Origin of the sequence: Serratia sp. SM04 (assembly GCF_040280225.1) — a bacterium.
GTDB lineage: Bacteria > Pseudomonadota > Gammaproteobacteria > Enterobacterales > Enterobacteriaceae > Serratia > Serratia sarumanii.
The window spans coordinates 1,098,697-1,114,509 of record NZ_JBEOQT010000021.1 but is presented as its reverse complement, the minus strand read 5'-3'; the positions used below and the strand labels follow the sequence as shown (position 1 = coordinate 1,114,509).

The following is a 15,813-nucleotide window of genomic DNA, read 5'->3' as shown; positions in this document are numbered from 1 at the left end:
GGTGAAGGCGCAGCCCGCTGATTAGCTGCAAATGCGCGCCACGGCGCGCGCGAATCGCGCCAGCCCCTCTTTCACATCCTGCTCAGGGATGATCAGCGACGGCGTGAAACGCACCACGTCCGGGCCGGCGATCAGCGCGATAACGCCTTCTTCGTTGGCCAGTTGGGTGATCTGCTTCGCTTTGCCGGCATAGTCTTTCGTCAATTGGCAGCCGATCAGCAAACCGCCGCCGCGAATGTCGGCGAAGATCGGGTACTGACGGTTGATGTCGTTCAACCCGTCGATAAACCACTGGTGACGCTGTTTGACGCCCTCCAGCACTTCCGGGGTGTTGATGATTGAGAACACCGTCCCCGCCACCGCCGTCGCCAGCGGGTTGCCGCCGTAGGTGGTGCCGTGGGTGCCGACGCCCAGCGTTTTCGCCAGCGCATCGGTGGTCAGCATGGCACCGATCGGGAAGCCGCCGCCCAGCGCTTTGGCGGTGGTCAGCACGTCCGGTACCACGCCGTACTGCATGTAGGCATACAGGTGGCCGGTGCGGCCGACGCCGGTCTGCACTTCGTCGAAGATCAGCAGCGCATTATGGCGATCGCACAGCTCACGCAGCCCCTGCAGGAAACTGGCTTCCGCCGGCAGCACGCCGCCCTCGCCCTGGATCGGCTCGACGATCACCGCGCAGGTGCGATCGTTGATAAGCTCGGCCGCCGCGGCCAGATCGTTGTACGGCGTATGGGTGATGCCGCCCGGCAGCGGCGCAAAGTCCTGCGAGTATTTTGGCTGGCCGCCGGCGGACACGGTAAACAGCGTGCGGCCGTGGAACGCGTTGTTGAACGCCACAATCTGATCTTTACCGGCGCCGTGCTGGTCGTGCGCATGCTTGCGCGCCAGTTTCAGCGCCGCTTCGTTGGCTTCGGCGCCCGAGTTGCAGAAGAACACCTTGTCGGCGAAGGTGGCGTCGATCAATTTTTTGGCCAGGCGCAGTACCGGTTCGTTGGTATAGCCATTGCCCAGATGCCACAGTTTGCCCGCCTGCTCCACCAGCGCCGCCTTGACCGCCGGGTGCGCATGCCCCAACGCGTTAACCGCGATGCCGCCGGCGAAGTCGATGTAAGACTTACCCTGCTGATCCCACACCTGCGAGCCTTCTCCCCGCACCAGAATAAAATCGGCAGGGGCATAAACCGGGACCATCCAGTCATCGAAAGACTGGCGGGTAACTGCGATTGGCTGTTCCATAGTGACCTCATAATCTCAGCAAAGGCTGAATTTTGACTGTAAGGGCCGCTCAGGCCCGGCTAGGCCGCCACATTGCAAAAAAACCGTTGTTCAAAACCGACTTTCACGGCGGAGAAAATGCTGCCCCTTACCGCTGATTTAGAAACAAATCTGTTACATAAAATCGGTTTTTCACTATTTATGGCGTATATCCGGTCCCTGAGCGGGGAGTAAATGTTAACGAGCAGTTAAAATACATGTCGTTTGATAAAGAGTGTAGAGCAGCTATCGTGCCAAAACGGGATTTTTACCGGATTTTGCTATTTTTGACGTTAAAACAACGGCTTATATTGCATAGTTATTCATTTTCTATGCATTGGTAATGCATAAATTAAAAAATAAGGCCTAAAATCATCATTGCGCGCGAAATCCTATTCAATTGCGAAAAACTTCAGGATTTCTGATCGGGCTCGCAAAAATAATTTCGTCCGATTTGCTCGCTATCACACTTTTTGCCCCCAGCGGGTGCAGCGGTGCGCCAGAATGGTGCATCGCGGCAGCGACGCGAGACCCCACCGGTCAAAAGGGGCCACGCTGGCCGCGGCTCCTGCTTTGTGCGCCAGCGACTACACTGTGATCCTGACCGCCCCTTCTCTTCTGCGCACAAGGAGTCCCCATGCCCAAGAAAACCGTCGATCTCAGCCAGCCGCACGCCCAACACGACATCCGCGCGTTTCTCGACGCGCTGAATGCCGGCGGCGGTAAACCTATGGAACAGATGAAGCCCAAAGAGGCGCGCAGGGTGTTGGAGGACGCGCAACGCAGCGTCGAGGTGCCGCTGCGCGAGGTCGAGATCAGCGAGAAAACCATTCACGTAGAAGGTCAGGATATTCTGCTGCAGCTGGTGCGGCCGGCCAGGGTCAAAGAGGCGCTGCCGGTATTCATGTTCTTCCACGGTGGTGGCTGGGTGCTGGGCGATTTTCCCACCCATGAACGGCTGGTGCGCGATCTGGTGCACAGCTCAGGTGCGGCGGCGGTGTTCGTCAATTATCCCCGCTCACCGGAGGTGCGCTACCCTGAGGCGATCAACCTGGCTTACGCCGCCACCGAATGGGTGGCCGAGTACGGCGAGAAGATCAACGTCGACGGCTCGCGGCTGGCGGTGGTCGGCAACAGCGCCGGTGGCAATATGGCGGCGGTGGTCAGCCTGATGGCCAAACAGAAAGGCATACCGGCGCTGCGCTGCCAGATCCTGCTGTGGCCCGTCACCCGCGCCCAGTTTGATACCGATTCCTATCATCAGTTTGCCGAAGGCCATTTCCTGACCCGCAACATGATGAAGTGGTTTTGGGACAGCTACGCGCCCGATAAGGCGCAGCGCAAAGATATCTACGCCTCGCCGCTCAACGCCACGCCGGACCAGCTGCGGGGGTTGCCGCCGGCGCTGGTGCAAACCGCCGAGCTGGACGTGCTGCGCGATGAGGGCGAAGCCTACGCGCGTCTGCTCGATGCCGCCGGCGTCGAGGTCACCTCCACCCGCTATAACGGGCTGATCCACGACTACGGCCTGTTGAATCCGCTCGCCCACGTCCCGGCGGTGCATTCGGCGATCCACCAGGCCGGGCGCGCGTTGAAGCACTATCTGTCCTGACGCCAGGTGTGCCGTTCAGCCTGCCGCCGCTAGCCCCCGGATAAGCTTGGCTAAGGTTTTGATCGCCTCTTCAAAGCGGTCGTTCCATTCAAAAGAGGCGTTGAGACGGAAGCAGTGGTTGAAATGGTCGCCGGTGGTAAACATGCGCCCCGGCGCGATGCTGATGCCCCGGGAAAGGGCCCGCCGGTACAGTTCCATCGACGACAGCGCCGGATCCAGCTCCAGCCACAGGAAGTAGCCGCCGTCGGGCTGGCTGACCTTCACCGTCGGCGGGAAATGGTGGGCGATCGCCTGACGCATCGCGCTTTGGCGCTGGGCCAGCAGGCGCCGCAACCGCCGCAGATGGGTATCGTAGCCGCCGTGCAGCAGATAATCCGCCAGCGCCATCTGGGTCGGCACGCTGGTGGAAACGGTGCTCATCAGCTGCAAACGCTGGATCTGCTGCGCATAACGCCCCGCCGCCACCCAGCCGACGCGAAAGCCCGGCGCCAGGCATTTGGAAAACGACGAGCAGTGCAGGATCTGGCCGCCGCTGTCGAGCGCCTTGGCGGGCAGCGGCCGTTCCGCGCTGAAGTACAGTTCGCCGTAGACGTCGTCTTCAATCAGCGAGATCTGCCGTTCGCGCAGCAGCGTCACCAGCCGTTGCTTGTTGGCCTCCGGCAGGGTGGCGCCCTGCGGGTTCTGGAAATGGGTCATCAGCCAGCAGGCTTTGATCGGATACTGGTCCACCGCCTGCTGCAGCGCGTCCAGATCGATGCCGTCCTGCGGATGGGTGGCGATCGCCACCGCCTTTAACCGCAGCCGTTCCAGCGCCTGCAGCGCGCCGTAAAACGCCGGCGATTCGATCGCCACATAGTCGCCCGGCTGGGTCACCGCCTGCAGGCTGAGGCTGAGCGACTCCATCGCCCCGGCGGTGATGACGATTTCGTCCGGCGCGACCTGCATGCCGCTCAGCGCATAGCGTTGGGCGATGTGCCGCCGCAGCGCGTCGTTGCCCGGCGGCAGGTTGGCCAGCGAACTGTGCGGCGTGAACTTGCGCGCCACGCTGCTCAGCGCGCGCGCCAGCTTCGGCTGGGCGAACAGCGTGGCGTCGGGAAAGGCCGAACCGAAAGGCACGATATCCGGATCCTTGCAGGCCTGCAGCACGTCGAAAATAAAGGCGTTGATGTCCACCTGCTCGCTCAGCAACAGCTTCTCGCCGCGCGAAGGCTGGGGCAGAGGCTGCGGGCGCGCCGCCACGTAGTAGCCCGACTGCGGGCGGGCGACGATCCACCCCTGGCTCTCCAGCAGTTGGTAAGACTGCACCACCGTCATCAGGCTCAGTCCGGCGCGTTTGCCGCTCTCGCGCAGCGAAGGCAGCTTGTCGCCCGCCCGCCACACCCGGTTCTGGATCTGTTCTCTAATCTGCTGCGCAAGCTGCTCGTATCGGGTCATAACCATTAACTGTTATATGAAAAAGTAAAATAACTGTCACTATTATAGTCACTGTACTCCGTGCTTAACTTAACGCCAAGTATTTCACATAAAAATGACAGCTATACTCAAGAGGTTAATTTATGTTCAACCCTAGGAGGCGCCATGCTGGGTCTTGATGCACTGGAACTCGCCAGAATACAGTTCGCCTTCACCGTGTCTTTCCATATCATCTTCCCCGCCATCACCATCGGTTTAGCCAGCTATCTGGCGGTGCTGGAAGGATTATGGTTGAAAACGCACAATGAAGCCTACCGTGAGCTTTACTACTTCTGGTCAAAGATTTTCGCCGTCAACTTCGGCATGGGCGTGGTGTCCGGGCTGGTGATGGCCTATCAGTTCGGCACCAACTGGAGCTTCTTCTCCGAGTTCGCCGGCAGCATTACCGGGCCGCTGCTGACCTATGAAGTGCTGACCGCCTTCTTCCTCGAAGCCGGTTTCCTCGGCGTAATGCTGTTCGGCTGGAACCGCGTCGGCCCCGGCCTGCACTTCTTCGCCACCTGCATGGTGGCGCTCGGCACGCTGATCTCCACCTTCTGGATCCTGGCTTCCAACAGCTGGATGCAGACGCCACAGGGGCATGAAATCATCAACGGCCAGGTGGTACCGGTCGACTGGCTGAAGGTGATCTTCAACCCGTCCTTCCCGTACCGCCTGCTGCACATGTCCACCGCCGCCTTCCTCTCCTCGGCGTTCTTCGTCGGCGCCTCCGCCGCCTGGCATCTGCTGCGCGGCCGCGATACCCCGGCGATGCGCAAAATGCTGTCGATGGCGATGTGGATGGCGCTGATCGTCGCGCCGGTGCAGGCGCTGATCGGCGATGCGCATGGCCTGAATACGCTGAAACACCAGCCGGCGAAGATCGCCGCCATCGAAGGCCACTGGGAAAACCCGCCGGGCGAAGCCACGCCGCTGATCCTGGTCGGCTGGCCGGACATGGAGCGCGAAGAGACCCGCTTCAAGCTGGAAGTACCGTACCTCGGCAGCCTGATCCTGACCCACAGCCTGACCGAACAGGTACCGGCGCTCAAATCCTTCCCGCCGGAAGATCGCCCCAACTCCACCGTGGTGTTCTGGTCGTTCCGCATCATGGTCGGGCTGGGCATGCTGATGATCCTGGCCGGGGTGTGGAGCCTGTGGCTGCGCTGGCGCGGCGGGCTGTATCAGTCGCGTCCGTTCCTGTACTTCATCCTGTGGATGGGTCCTTCCGGGCTGCTGGCGCTGCTGGCGGGCTGGTTCACCACCGAGATCGGCCGCCAGCCGTGGGTGGTGTACGGCCTGCTGCGCACCAAGGACGCGGTCTCCGCGCACGGCGATCTGCACATGAGCATCAGCCTGCTGGCGTTCATCATCGTCTACTGCTCGGTGTTCGGCGTGGGCTATTCCTACATGATGCGCCTGATCCGCAAAGGGCCGCAGCCGCATGAACACCAAGAAGACAATACCGAGGGCCGGCCGGCGCGTCCGCTGTCCGCGGTCAACGATACTCTGGACGACAGGAGCTGAACATGGGCATCGATCTTCCGCTGATTTGGTTTGTGATCATCGTGTTCAGTACCATGATGTACGTGGTGATGGACGGTTTCGACCTGGGCATCGGCATCCTGTTTCCGTGGGTGAAAGAGAGCGGCGACCGCGATCTGATGATGAACACCGTCGCCCCAGTGTGGGACGGCAATGAGACCTGGCTGGTGCTGGGCGGCGCCGCGCTGTTCGGCGCCTTCCCGTTGGCCTACTCGGTGATCCTCGACGCGCTGGCGATCCCGCTGACGCTGATGCTGATCGGGCTGATTTTCCGCGGCGTGGCCTTCGAGTTTCGCTTCAAGGCGACGCCGGAGAAACGCCATATCTGGGACAAGGCGTTCATCTGGGGCTCAATCTTCGCCACCTTCAGCCAGGGTGTGGTGGTGGGCGCCGTGATCAACGGCTTCCCGGTCGAAGGCCGCACCTACGCCGGCGGCGCACTGGACTGGCTGACGCCGTTCGCGTTGTTCTGCGGGCTGGGGCTGGTGGTGACCTACGCCCTGCTAGGCTGCACCTGGCTGGTGATGAAAACCGCCGGTGATCTGCAGGCGCGCATGTATCATCTGGCGACGCCGCTGCTGGCGATCCTGTTGCTGGTGCTGGCCGCGGTCAGTATCTGGACGCCGATCGCGCATCCGGAAATCGCCGCCCGCTGGTTTACGCTGCCGAATTTGTTCTGGCTGCTGCCGGTGCCGGTGCTGGTGCTGCTCAGCGCCTGGGGAATTCAGCGCGGGGTGAAACGCGGCGCGCACTACTCGCCGTTCATGCTGACGCTGCTGCTGGTGTTCCTCGGCCTGAGCGGGCTTGGCATCAGCATCTGGCCGCACCTGATCCCACCGGCCATCAGCCTTTGGGACGCCGCCGCCCCGCCGCAGAGCCTCGGCTTTATGCTGGTGGGCGCGCTGTTCATCATCCCGATCATTCTGGTCTACACCTTCTGGAGCTACTACGTGTTCCGCGGCAAGATCAGCCATGAACACGGCTATCACTGAGAAGGGAGGACGCTATGCAAGATAAAACGGCAACCGCCGCGCCGGCGCCCTGGTGGAAACGCATCGGCTGGCTGGTGATCATCTGGAGCGCCAGCGTGCTGGGGCTGTTCGTGGTCGCCTCGCTGTTCCGCCTGCTGATGACCGCGGCGGGCATGAAGTCGCATTGACGCGGCGCCTTATCTGGCCGCGCTGGTGGGAAAGTAGAAGGAAACCACCAGCGTGACCAGCGGCAAGGCGCCGATCTTCACCAGTTCGAACGTTTGTCCGAGCACTTCATTTTTGTCCCAATACGCGTGGGCGGCGAATACGCCCACGCTGACCGCGAATATCCCGCACAATACCTGGCGCGCCAAGCGCAGACGCTCCATTTCGTCGAAGACCAACACCTGCTCCAGATAAACCTGGCTGGCCTCATCGCGCAGATTACGGCTTTCGATGTTCATGGGAAGATCTCCACGACCCGCCCCACCGCTTCAAGCTGTTCACCCTTCTCCCGTACAATGCCAAGAGAAGTACCATCCTGTTTCATCCAGTACTTATCGGCAAGGGTAATCAGTGCAAACGCCATTTTGATTACCTCGGTTTTTTCCATCCCATGACGCCGGGCAATATCGTTCAGATCATCATCAATTTTATTCGATAACCGAATCGGCAAGCTGCGCATAGTCCACCTCCTGTGGCCGTTGATTCACAGGGGGAAAGTCTACTGGAAGGGCAACTATCGTTCAATTAGTGAACTGCGTAACACCTCGCACAATCCGCATGCAACGCTAATGCGGTTTGCGCCCCATCGCGCTGAGGAAGCGCTGCTGCAGGCGCAACAGCTCCTCCAGCTCCAGCAGGCGGTAGTCGATGCCGAAACGCGGCGCCACCTCGCCGATGATGCGGCTCAGCGCCGGGTAATGACGGTGGCTCCAGTGCGGGAACAGATGATGCGTCAAATGCAGGTTCGCCCCGCCGAGCCAGTATCCCAGCCAACGCGGCCGGGTCAGCCAGTCGAAGGTGGTGGCGAACACATGGTGATACCAGCCGTGCGGCATCGCACCCTGCGCCGGCGCCTGGTAAAAATTGGCCTTGGCCCAGTGGGTGCCGATGATCAACATCACGAACAGCAATGACGAAAGCATCTGGCTCAGCAAATAGACCAGCAGGATTTGCCCGATGCCGATGGCCGGCGGCAGCAGCCAGCACGGGATCGCCAGCGCCAGCAGCAGGTGCGCCGCCTTGCCCGCCAGAAATCCGCACCAGCCGCGCACACCCTGCTGCGCCATGCGTGCCGCCACGCGGGTACGGCCCGCCCGATCCAGCCAGTCGAACAGCCAGATGTAGTACGGGAACGTCAGCGCCGCCACCAGCGGCCAATAGTAGCGCTGGGCGCGCATAAAGGGCCGCCAGCGCTGGAACGGCGTTTGCCGCAGCACGCCGTTGGCGTCGATGTCGGGGTCGTAATGTTCGATATTGTTATGGGCATGGTGGAACAGCACGTGCCGCACACGCCAGCAGTCGGGATCCAGCCCCAGCGGCACGCTCACCAGGGCGTTCAGCCAGCGGTTGGCCCAGGGCCGACGGAAAAACGCGTTATGTGAGGCATCGTGCACCACGTTCACCGTCAGGAACATGCCGATAAAGATAAAACCGAAGTAGCAAGCGAAAAACGCCCAGCCGTTTTGCTGCTGCAGGCTCAACCCGTAACACAGGCCGCACAGCGCCAGCAGCAGCGCCACCTTCGCCAGCATGCCGCCGTCGGCGAAGCGGTGATCGCCGTTGGCCGTCAAATAATGCTGGGCGGCCTGCATCAGCGCACGATGTAGCCCACTGTCGTCACGCCGGTAGGCTAACGGACGCAGCGGCTTCATGGCTGCCCCATCCGGCGTAAGAAGCGCTGTTGCTGCGCCAGCAGTTCGCGATAGCCGATGCAGCGGTACGCCATGCCGTGCCGATGCGCCACTTCCGCCACTGCGGCGGCCAGCGCCGGGTAGTGGCGGTGATTCCAGCCGGGAAACAGGTGATGGGTCAGGTGATAGTTCAGCCCGCCGGTCAGGTGCTCCAGCCAGCGCGGCTCGGGCTGCCAGTCGCAGGCGGTGGCGAAATTGTGCCGGTACCAACCGTGCGGCATGCTGTCACCCGCCGGCGCCGGGTAAAACTCGGCCTGCGCCCAGTGGGTGCCCAGCAGCAGGAACACCACCAGCAGCGAGGCAAACATCTGGCTGAGCACGTAAGCCAACAGCACCCAGCCCCAACCGATGCCGTGCCGGTGGCACAGGATCAGCGGCACCACCAGCACCAGCGCCACATGAAGCAATTTGCACAGCACGAACAGCGTCCAACCGCCGCGCCCCGCCAGCACGCGTTTTTCCCGCAGCGGCGTTTTATCGAGCCGATCGGACCAATCGAAAATCCACGCGATGTAGGGCAGCGAGAGCGCGGCGATCAGCGGCCAGTACAGATGCTGATAGCGCATATGCGGCCGCCAGCGCTGGAACGGCGTCTGGCGGAAAAAGCCGTTCTCTTCGGTGTCCAGATCGTAGTGTTCGACGTTGGCGTAAACGTGGTGGTAATCCACGTGCCGCGTGCGCCAATAGTCCGGATCGACGCCCAGCGGCAGCGTCACCAGCCGCCCCACCAGGCGATTGGCCCAGGGCGCGCGCAAGAAGGCGTTATGCGAAGCATCGTGGTTGACGTTGACGTTGAGCAGCATGCCCATGGCCACGAACAGGAAATAGCAGAGGAAAAACGCCCAGGGCTGATGCTGCATCAGGCTCAGGGCATAAAACCCGACGCACAGCGCCAGCAACAGCGCGGCCTTGGCCAATCGCGCGGCATCGGCATAGCGATGATCGCCCGCCAGGCAGGCGTGCGCCGCGCGCTTGAGATCGCGGTGAAACGCCTGCTCGCCATCGGCGGGAAAACGCAGCGGCGGCAATAAGTCAGCCATGCGGTTCCTCCACGGCGGCCGGCGCGGCCACTCGCCCCCAGCCCAGCGCCACGCACAGGGCATGCAGCGCCACGGCGGCCATGGCGATATGCCAATAGCGCTGCGGCCAGCCAAGATAGCCGATAAACAGCAGCGGCATGCCCAGAGCGATCAGCAGCCAGACGGCGCTCGCCCACCGCCGCCCTTCCGTCATGCCACCCAGCGCTACCGAGCCCAACGCCAGCAGCACCAGCAGCGCCATTTGCGGCCAGCTGATGTCGCCGTAGCCGTAACCGTATTGGTAGACGTAACCGACCACCAACGAGAACAGCAGCATGGCGCCGCTGAAGACGCTGAGCGCCGAACGGCGGTCGCGCGGCCGGCCCGGCGCCGGGCGCCATGCCAGACGGAAATAGCGCAGAAACGGCAGATTGCTCGCCCAGAACGGGTTGGCGGACGGCCGATCGCCCCCGACGCCGTAGCTGAACGGCGTGGTCGGCAACGCCGGGCAGAACGTGCCGAACAGCTTGTCCCAGAAGATAAAGCTGCCGCCGAAGTTCTTATTGGAATACGCCATGTCCTTGACGTGGTGCACCCGGTGGTGCGCCGGCGTGACCAGGATTTTTTCCAGCACGCCCAGCTTCGGCGTCAGCGCATTGTGGTTAAACAGCTGAATGCTGTAGTGAAAAATCGACACCGTGACGAACACCGACAGCGGCACGCCCGCCAGCGCCAGCAGCAAAAAGAACGGGATCGACGTCAACGACGAATACCAGGAGTTGCGCACCCCCAGCGACAGGTTGAAGTGCTCCCCCTGATGGTGCACCACGTGTACCGCCCACAGCACGCGGAAACGGTGATGCAGACGGTGCAGCCAGTAGAAACCGAAGTCCCACGCCAGCAGGGCGAACAGCCACATCAGCAGCGGCGGCCAGGCATTCAGCAGCCCCAGACTGAAATGCGCGGCCACGTAGCCGTAGCAGGTGATCTCCAGCCCGCGGAACAGCCACAGCATGATATGGCCGGAGTTCAGGTTAAACACCAGATCGTGCCAGTTGACCGGCTCACGGCGCCCCCACTGCAGCGCCACCGCCTCGGCCACCACGATGAACAGCATGAACACTATCGGCAACGCCAGATCGCTCATCCCATTTCTCCTTTAACCACCCGCCGGCGCAGGGTCTTGATGCGCAGGGCCAACCACCCGGCGCACAGCGCCAGCAGCGCGCCGCCGGCCAGATCGACAAACAAATGGCGGCGCAGCTGCAGAATGGAGAACGCGATCGCCACGCCCCACAGCATCCACAGCGCCGTTCGCACTTTGCGCTCGCCGTCGCTCAACGCCCACACCGCCAGCACCGTCAGCGCCATATGCAACGAAGGCAGGCAGTTCTGCGGCGAATCCACCTGGGTTAACGCCGCCAGCAGCTGTGCGCTGATCCCAACGCCATCGTTCCGCGGATAGGCCATGGTGGTCGGCCACAGCAGGTAAACAGCCCCGGCGCCCAGCGCCGTCAGCTGCATCGCCAGCGTCAGCCATTTGATTCGCTGCAGCGGCGCCAGCAAATAGCCCGCCGGGACGATGAGGAAGAACGACAGGTAAAGCCAAATGGCCGCCGGGCTGAACGGGATCGCCCGATCAAGCGCCGACGGCGGCAACAAAGTTCCCGTCCCCTGCAGGCGATCGGTCAGGCTATACACCACCCCGACCGTCCCCCAGCCGAGCAACATGTGCCCTAGCCTGAACAGCGTATTTTTCATGCTTCCTCCGCCTGGCGCACGATGCGCCGCCGCTTGCGATCGAACTGCGGCAACACCGCCTGCGCCGTCAACCGCCATTCGAGCCGATCGGTGGCGATGCCCTGGCGAGCGAACAGCGCGATCAGCTGCGCCTGGCAGTGCGCCAACGCCGCCGGGCTGCAATCGGCGATCAACTCCAGCCGCTGCTCGCCGCGCTGGATCAGGCGGTAATCGCTGGTCAGCGGCAGCGCATTGGCGATCGTCCGGCTGCAGGCATCGGCGAACACCGCCTGCGGTTGCCGCTGCGCATCGGGCAGCATCAGCTGATCGTCGCGCCGCCCTTCGATACGCGCGATCGCGCGCGTCGGCTGCCCGCACGGGCAGGGTTCCTTGCGCAGTACCAGCACATCGTCCAGCCGATAACGCACGATCGGCTGCGTGCTGCGGGTGAAATCAGTGATCAGCGGCGTGAAACGCAGTTCGTCGATCCACTGCGGTTCAATATGCAAAAACTCTTCGTTCAGATGCAGGGTGCCGTGCGCGCAGGTCGCGGCCAGAAACCCCTCGGTAGCCTGATACACTTCGCCAACCGCCGGAAACACCTGCATCAGCAGGCGGCGATCCTGTTCTTCCAATACCTCGGCGACCGAAATCACTTTTTTGACCGGCAGCTTCACCTGCCCGGCCAGCACCGCCAGCGCCAGGGCGCGCAGCACCTGCGCCGGCGCCACGATGATGCTGGGCGCCTGCCGTTCCAGTGAGGGCAGATGCTCGCTGAACGGCGCCAGCAAATCGTAAAACGCCAGGCTCAGCCAACGGTTGTTTACGCTGTGATAGAGATTATTGTCCGCCCGCAGAAACAGCGCGACACGCTCACCGGCCAGCAGCCCGTCCGGCAGCATCTTCGCCAGCATGCCGCCGGCCCACACCTGCTGTTCGCGCGGGCTGACGACAAACACGCCGCGCTGCCCAGAGGTGCCGGACGACAACCCGACGCTGTAGCGCCCGATCTTTGGCGTGAAATCGCGATCCGCCTCGCTGCGCTGCGCGCAGGCCAGCACCGCCTCCCGGCTCAGCCCGGCGGTATTCATCCGGTCGAACTGCGCCATCATCAGCGCCTTGTCCATCTGCGGCCATTCGGCGAACGGCCGGCGGCTGAAACACTGAAAATAGGGGCTCTTGCTCAGCACCCGGCGGGCAAAGCCCGCGAGCTGCCGGGCCTGATGCGCCTCCAGCGCCGCACGATCGCCAAAGCGCAGGCGCCGGGCGCGGAAGTAGTGCCAAAGGGTCATGAAGGGGATCACAGGTCCCCCTCGTGGCACAGCAAAATGTTGACCTGGCCGCCCGCCCACAGTTGGTTAAGCCGCTCCAGCGTGCGGGTGTACGCCGCCGCATCGTCCATCACCAGATTGGCCAGGCGCGAGGGTCCGCGCAGCGTCTGGTAGCTCTGCGGCGACCAGGCGGCGTCGCTGGCCAACAGCGTCCAGCCGGCGTCGGTGAGGATAAAGGCGCCGATATGGCCGGCCGCATGCCCCGGCAGCGGCACCAGCACGATTTGTCCTTCACTGCCCGGCAGCGCGTAACCGCGATCGAACGGCGCCAGCAGTGCGGGCAACGCCACCGAGGGAAAAGACTCCATAAACTGCAGGCGGCTCTCGAAATCCGCCGGGATCAGGCCGGGAATAAAGGCGCGCTTGAGCGCCGCGAAACCGCGCAGCCCGCGGGTTTGCTGCCAGCCTTCGCCGCAGCAAATAAAATCGAGGCGGCTGAAATCCTGCAGCCCGGCGATGTGATCCGCGTGAAAGTGCGAGACGATCAGCGCCTGGATGTCGCCTTCGGCGTAACCGGCTTCGCGCAGCTGATGCGCCAACGACTCGGCGGGATCGAAATAGACCGGCGTCATGCGGCGGTAAAGGCTGAACAGCCCCGACTGCGTGTGCTGCTGAAAATAATGCGCATAGCCGGTATCCCACAGCCAGCGGCGCTCTCCCACCTCCAGCAGATAGGCGCGCGCCGGGAATTTACACACCCGGAACCCGGCGCCGCGCAGCGCCATGCAGCCGATATGCGTGCAATAGCCCACTTCAAATACGGTGACCTTAGCCATGCTGTATGCCTCCTTGCTGCCGCAGCCACTCGCCGGTCAGGCGGATCCCCTCTTCCATCGAGTAACGCGGCCGATAGCCCAGCTCTTCGATCGCGCGGGTCTGGCTCAGGGTCATGTCAAAATGCACCGCCGCCACGCTGTAGCGCGTCAGCAGCGGTTCCTTGCCGCTCAGCGTTGCCCACAGCTCCATGCCGCCGGCCAGCGCCTGCAGCAGCGGGTAAGGCACGGCCTGCAGCCGGTAACGCAGCCCCAGCTCCTGGCGCAGCAGTGCATCCAGCATCTCCGCCAGCCGCTGCGGTTGGTGGTTGGTGATGTTATACACGGCGCCGGACGGCAATCCGCGCTGCCGGCTGGCCAGCTCCATGGCGTGCACCACGTTGGGAGCAAAGGTCAGATCCAGCAGCGCTTGCCCGCCGCCGGGCAGCCGCAGCACGCCGCGATCGCGTTCGAGCTGCTGCAACAGCCGCGGCACGATCACCCGATCGTGCGGGCCAAACAGGCCGCGCGGCCGCAGCATAATATAGGTGGTTTGCGGGTAGATTTTCGCCTGCGCCAACAACCGCTGCTCGGCGGCGTGCTTGCTGGCGGCATAGTGATTGGCGAAGCGCCGGGCGCGATAACCCTCATCAAGATCGTAATGCGGCTGAAAATCGAAGTAGATTGCCGGCGTGGAGATATGCACGAAGCGCCGCACGCCGCAGCGCCCGGCCGCCTCCGCCAGTTTCTCCGTCGCCGCGGCGTTGATGCGGTGAAATTCCGCTTTGCTGCCCCAGGGCGAAGACTTGGCCGCACAGTGCCATACCCACTCGCAGTCGGTCACCAGCTCCCGGCACTGCTGCGGCGTGGCCTGCGCCAGATCGCGCGAGTAAAATTCAGCGCCCATCTGCCGCAACGCTTCGCCGGCCCGCTCATCGCGGCCGGTGGCTCGCACCTGATGCCCGGCCTCCAGCAACCACTGCGCCGCGTTGCGCCCCAGCCCGCTGGTCGCCCCGGTCACTAGCACCCTCATGGCAGCAACACCATGCCGGCCAGCGCCAGCCCGGCGGCGGTGCCGATCAGCATCACCGGCTGGCCGGGGTTGAAGCGCCCGCTGGTCACGGCGGCATGCAGCGCGGTCGGGATAGAGGCCGCCACCTGGTTGCCGTGATGGCGGTAGATGTCCACCAGCGCCTCGCTGGAGACGTGCAGCCGTTTGCGCATATGTTCGAGCGACAAATGGCTGGCCTGGTGCGGCACCACGGTGGCGATCTGCCCCAGAGTCAAGCCGCTGGCGCTCAGCAGCCGGTCGAGGTAGTCCTCAATCAGCGCCGATGCCTGACGGAACAGCGGTTTGCCCTGCATATGAAACAGGAAGTCTTGCTCGCACATCCCGGCACGCGGGTTGCGGCGCGTGCCGCCGGCGCGGATCTCGCACAGTTCGCTGCCGGCGGGATAGGTTTCCACCAGGCTGGCGAGGATGCCGCCTGTGCCGTCACCGCGCTCCACGATGGCGCAGGCGGCGCCGTCGCCGAAGATCAGCGACGACTCTTCGTGCTGCCAGTCGATGCCGCGCGAAGCGAGATCCGCCGAGACGATGGCGATACGCCGATACGTCCCGGCGTTCAACAGCCCCGCCGCCACCTGCAGCGCAGAGATAAAGCTGACGCAGCTGCTGTTGATGTCGAAGCCCGGCGTACCCGGCGCCAATCCGGCGATCTTGAGAATATGCGCGGCAGAGCACGGCAGCGCCTGTACCGCTATCGCCGAAGCGGAGATCAGCAGGTCAATCGAAGCGACCGGAATAGTGCTGCGGGCCAGCGCGTCTTGCAGTGCGGCGGCGGCGAGCTCGGCCTGGCTGGCGTCGTCGTCGGCGTGATAGCGGTAAACGATGCCCGAACGCTTTTCAACGTAGCCGGCCGGTTTCCCCAGGCGGGCATCGAGCGTAGAGGAGGCCACGCGGTTGGGCGGCAACGCGGCCCCGGTGGCGATGATTTTCAGAGGCAACAGCTCGGGTGAGCGACATTGTGTGGTCATTATTGTTATTGATTAACCTGACTATCCATAAAGCGATTCTCCCGCGCGGCGCGAAGGCCATGCGGATCATCCCCGGTTTTTATGTCCCAAAAGGCCTTTCATCAAGGCGCTATCTCTTGTTATCGGCTACCACGGGCCGACGTCCGTCGGCGCAAGCATAAGCGTAACATGACTGAGATAGTTA

General features: G+C 63.1%; 16 protein-coding genes. 4 read left to right on the top strand and 12 right to left on the bottom strand.

The annotated features are described in order from the left end of the window. Positions 1-21: 21 nt before the first annotated feature. Positions 22-1,236, bottom strand: coding sequence for an aspartate aminotransferase family protein (locus ABTW55_RS19720; protein ID WP_033647702.1), 1,215 nt, complete (start codon positions 1,234-1,236; stop codon positions 22-24). A gap of 655 nt (positions 1,237-1,891) precedes the next feature. On the opposite strand from ABTW55_RS19720, the gene ABTW55_RS19715 reads away from it, so the two are divergent. Next, positions 1,892-2,866: an alpha/beta hydrolase gene (locus ABTW55_RS19715; protein ID WP_043147591.1), complete on the top strand. Its 975-nt coding sequence runs from the start codon at positions 1,892-1,894 to the stop codon at positions 2,864-2,866. Positions 2,867-2,881: 15 nt separating this feature from the next. Here the strand turns inward: ABTW55_RS19715 and ABTW55_RS19710 are convergent, their stop codons facing one another. Beyond that, on the bottom strand, positions 2,882-4,300 hold the full coding sequence (locus tag ABTW55_RS19710) for a PLP-dependent aminotransferase family protein (RefSeq protein WP_033647705.1): 1,419 nt from the start codon (positions 4,298-4,300) through the stop codon (positions 2,882-2,884). Between the two features lie 144 nt (positions 4,301-4,444). On the opposite strand from ABTW55_RS19710, the gene ABTW55_RS19705 reads away from it, so the two are divergent. From ABTW55_RS19705 to ABTW55_RS19695, 3 genes are read left to right on the top strand one after another with little or no spacing between them, the layout of a single operon-like run. After that, on the top strand, positions 4,445-5,845 hold the full coding sequence (locus tag ABTW55_RS19705) for a cytochrome ubiquinol oxidase subunit I (RefSeq protein ID WP_060421427.1): 1,401 nt from the start codon (positions 4,445-4,447) through the stop codon (positions 5,843-5,845). A 2-nt stretch (positions 5,846-5,847) separates the two neighbouring features. Then, positions 5,848-6,855 carry a cytochrome d ubiquinol oxidase subunit II gene (cydB, locus tag ABTW55_RS19700; RefSeq protein ID WP_033634913.1) on the top strand — a complete coding sequence of 336 codons (1,008 nt, stop codon included), beginning with the start codon at positions 5,848-5,850 and terminating at the stop codon, positions 6,853-6,855. Between the two features lie 14 nt (positions 6,856-6,869). After that, on the top strand, positions 6,870-7,022 hold the full coding sequence (locus ABTW55_RS19695) for a DUF2474 domain-containing protein (RefSeq protein ID WP_071605360.1): 153 nt from the start codon (positions 6,870-6,872) through the stop codon (positions 7,020-7,022). 9 nt (positions 7,023-7,031) lie between these two features. On the opposite strand, the gene ABTW55_RS19690 is transcribed toward ABTW55_RS19695, so the two are convergent. The 10 genes from ABTW55_RS19690 to ABTW55_RS19645 form a co-directional block, all read right to left on the bottom strand. After that, on the bottom strand, positions 7,032-7,298 hold the full coding sequence (locus ABTW55_RS19690) for a hypothetical protein (protein WP_060421429.1): 267 nt from the start codon (positions 7,296-7,298) through the stop codon (positions 7,032-7,034). Beyond that, on the bottom strand, positions 7,295-7,519 hold the full coding sequence (locus tag ABTW55_RS19685; protein WP_025303190.1) for a hypothetical protein: 225 nt from the start codon (positions 7,517-7,519) through the stop codon (positions 7,295-7,297). The genes ABTW55_RS19690 and ABTW55_RS19685 overlap by 4 nt, the downstream gene beginning before the upstream one ends. A 106-nt stretch (positions 7,520-7,625) precedes the next feature. Further along, complete coding sequence (locus tag ABTW55_RS19680; protein WP_060421434.1) at positions 7,626-8,711, bottom strand: acyl-CoA desaturase; 1,086 nt, start codon at positions 8,709-8,711, stop codon at positions 7,626-7,628. Continuing rightward, positions 8,708-9,790, bottom strand: coding sequence for an acyl-CoA desaturase (locus tag ABTW55_RS19675; protein ID WP_060421437.1), 1,083 nt, complete (start codon positions 9,788-9,790; stop codon positions 8,708-8,710). Before ABTW55_RS19675 ends, ABTW55_RS19680 begins: the two co-directional genes overlap by 4 nt. After that, positions 9,783-10,916 carry a sterol desaturase family protein gene (locus tag ABTW55_RS19670; RefSeq protein ID WP_060421440.1) on the bottom strand — a complete coding sequence of 378 codons (1,134 nt, stop codon included), beginning with the start codon at positions 10,914-10,916 and terminating at the stop codon, positions 9,783-9,785. The genes ABTW55_RS19675 and ABTW55_RS19670 overlap by 8 nt, the downstream gene beginning before the upstream one ends. Then, positions 10,913-11,530 (bottom strand): phosphatase PAP2 family protein, encoded by a 618-nt coding sequence (locus ABTW55_RS19665; RefSeq protein WP_033647711.1) that lies wholly within the window; start codon positions 11,528-11,530, stop codon positions 10,913-10,915. The genes ABTW55_RS19670 and ABTW55_RS19665 overlap by 4 nt, the downstream gene beginning before the upstream one ends. Then, entirely contained in the window at positions 11,527-12,813 is a 1,287-nt protein-coding gene (locus tag ABTW55_RS19660) for a F390 synthetase-related protein (protein ID WP_060421446.1), read from the bottom strand. Before ABTW55_RS19660 ends, ABTW55_RS19665 begins: the two co-directional genes overlap by 4 nt. Beyond that, positions 12,810-13,616 (bottom strand): MBL fold metallo-hydrolase, encoded by an 807-nt coding sequence (locus ABTW55_RS19655; protein WP_049212719.1) that lies wholly within the window; start codon positions 13,614-13,616, stop codon positions 12,810-12,812. Before ABTW55_RS19655 ends, ABTW55_RS19660 begins: the two co-directional genes overlap by 4 nt. Continuing rightward, positions 13,609-14,625 carry an NAD(P)-dependent oxidoreductase gene (locus ABTW55_RS19650; protein WP_049212717.1) on the bottom strand — a complete coding sequence of 339 codons (1,017 nt, stop codon included), beginning with the start codon at positions 14,623-14,625 and terminating at the stop codon, positions 13,609-13,611. The genes ABTW55_RS19655 and ABTW55_RS19650 overlap by 8 nt, the downstream gene beginning before the upstream one ends. Beyond that, positions 14,622-15,629 (bottom strand): 3-oxoacyl-[acyl-carrier-protein] synthase III C-terminal domain-containing protein, encoded by a 1,008-nt coding sequence (locus ABTW55_RS19645; RefSeq protein WP_060421449.1) that lies wholly within the window; start codon positions 15,627-15,629, stop codon positions 14,622-14,624. Before ABTW55_RS19645 ends, ABTW55_RS19650 begins: the two co-directional genes overlap by 4 nt. Positions 15,630-15,813: the final 184 nt, after the last annotated feature.

Coding starts and splice junctions, on each gene's coding strand:
- ABTW55_RS19720 (WP_033647702.1), bottom strand. CDS start 1,236: ATGGAACAGCCAATCGCAGTTACCCGCCAGTCTTTCGATGACTGGATG.
- ABTW55_RS19715 (WP_043147591.1), top strand. CDS start 1,892: ATGCCCAAGAAAACCGTCGATCTCAGCCAGCCGCACGCCCAACACGAC.
- ABTW55_RS19710 (WP_033647705.1), bottom strand. CDS start 4,300: ATGACCCGATACGAGCAGCTTGCGCAGCAGATTAGAGAACAGATCCAG.
- ABTW55_RS19705 (WP_060421427.1), top strand. CDS start 4,445: ATGCTGGGTCTTGATGCACTGGAACTCGCCAGAATACAGTTCGCCTTC.
- cydB (WP_033634913.1), top strand. CDS start 5,848: ATGGGCATCGATCTTCCGCTGATTTGGTTTGTGATCATCGTGTTCAGT.
- ABTW55_RS19695 (WP_071605360.1), top strand. CDS start 6,870: ATGCAAGATAAAACGGCAACCGCCGCGCCGGCGCCCTGGTGGAAACGC.
- ABTW55_RS19690 (WP_060421429.1), bottom strand. CDS start 7,298: ATGAACATCGAAAGCCGTAATCTGCGCGATGAGGCCAGCCAGGTTTAT.
- ABTW55_RS19685 (WP_025303190.1), bottom strand. CDS start 7,519: ATGCGCAGCTTGCCGATTCGGTTATCGAATAAAATTGATGATGATCTG.
- ABTW55_RS19680 (WP_060421434.1), bottom strand. CDS start 8,711: ATGAAGCCGCTGCGTCCGTTAGCCTACCGGCGTGACGACAGTGGGCTA.
- ABTW55_RS19675 (WP_060421437.1), bottom strand. CDS start 9,790: ATGGCTGACTTATTGCCGCCGCTGCGTTTTCCCGCCGATGGCGAGCAG.
- ABTW55_RS19670 (WP_060421440.1), bottom strand. CDS start 10,916: ATGAGCGATCTGGCGTTGCCGATAGTGTTCATGCTGTTCATCGTGGTG.
- ABTW55_RS19665 (WP_033647711.1), bottom strand. CDS start 11,530: ATGAAAAATACGCTGTTCAGGCTAGGGCACATGTTGCTCGGCTGGGGG.
- ABTW55_RS19655 (WP_049212719.1), bottom strand. CDS start 13,616: ATGGCTAAGGTCACCGTATTTGAAGTGGGCTATTGCACGCATATCGGC.
- ABTW55_RS19650 (WP_049212717.1), bottom strand. CDS start 14,625: ATGAGGGTGCTAGTGACCGGGGCGACCAGCGGGCTGGGGCGCAACGCG.
- ABTW55_RS19645 (WP_060421449.1), bottom strand. CDS start 15,629: ATGACCACACAATGTCGCTCACCCGAGCTGTTGCCTCTGAAAATCATC.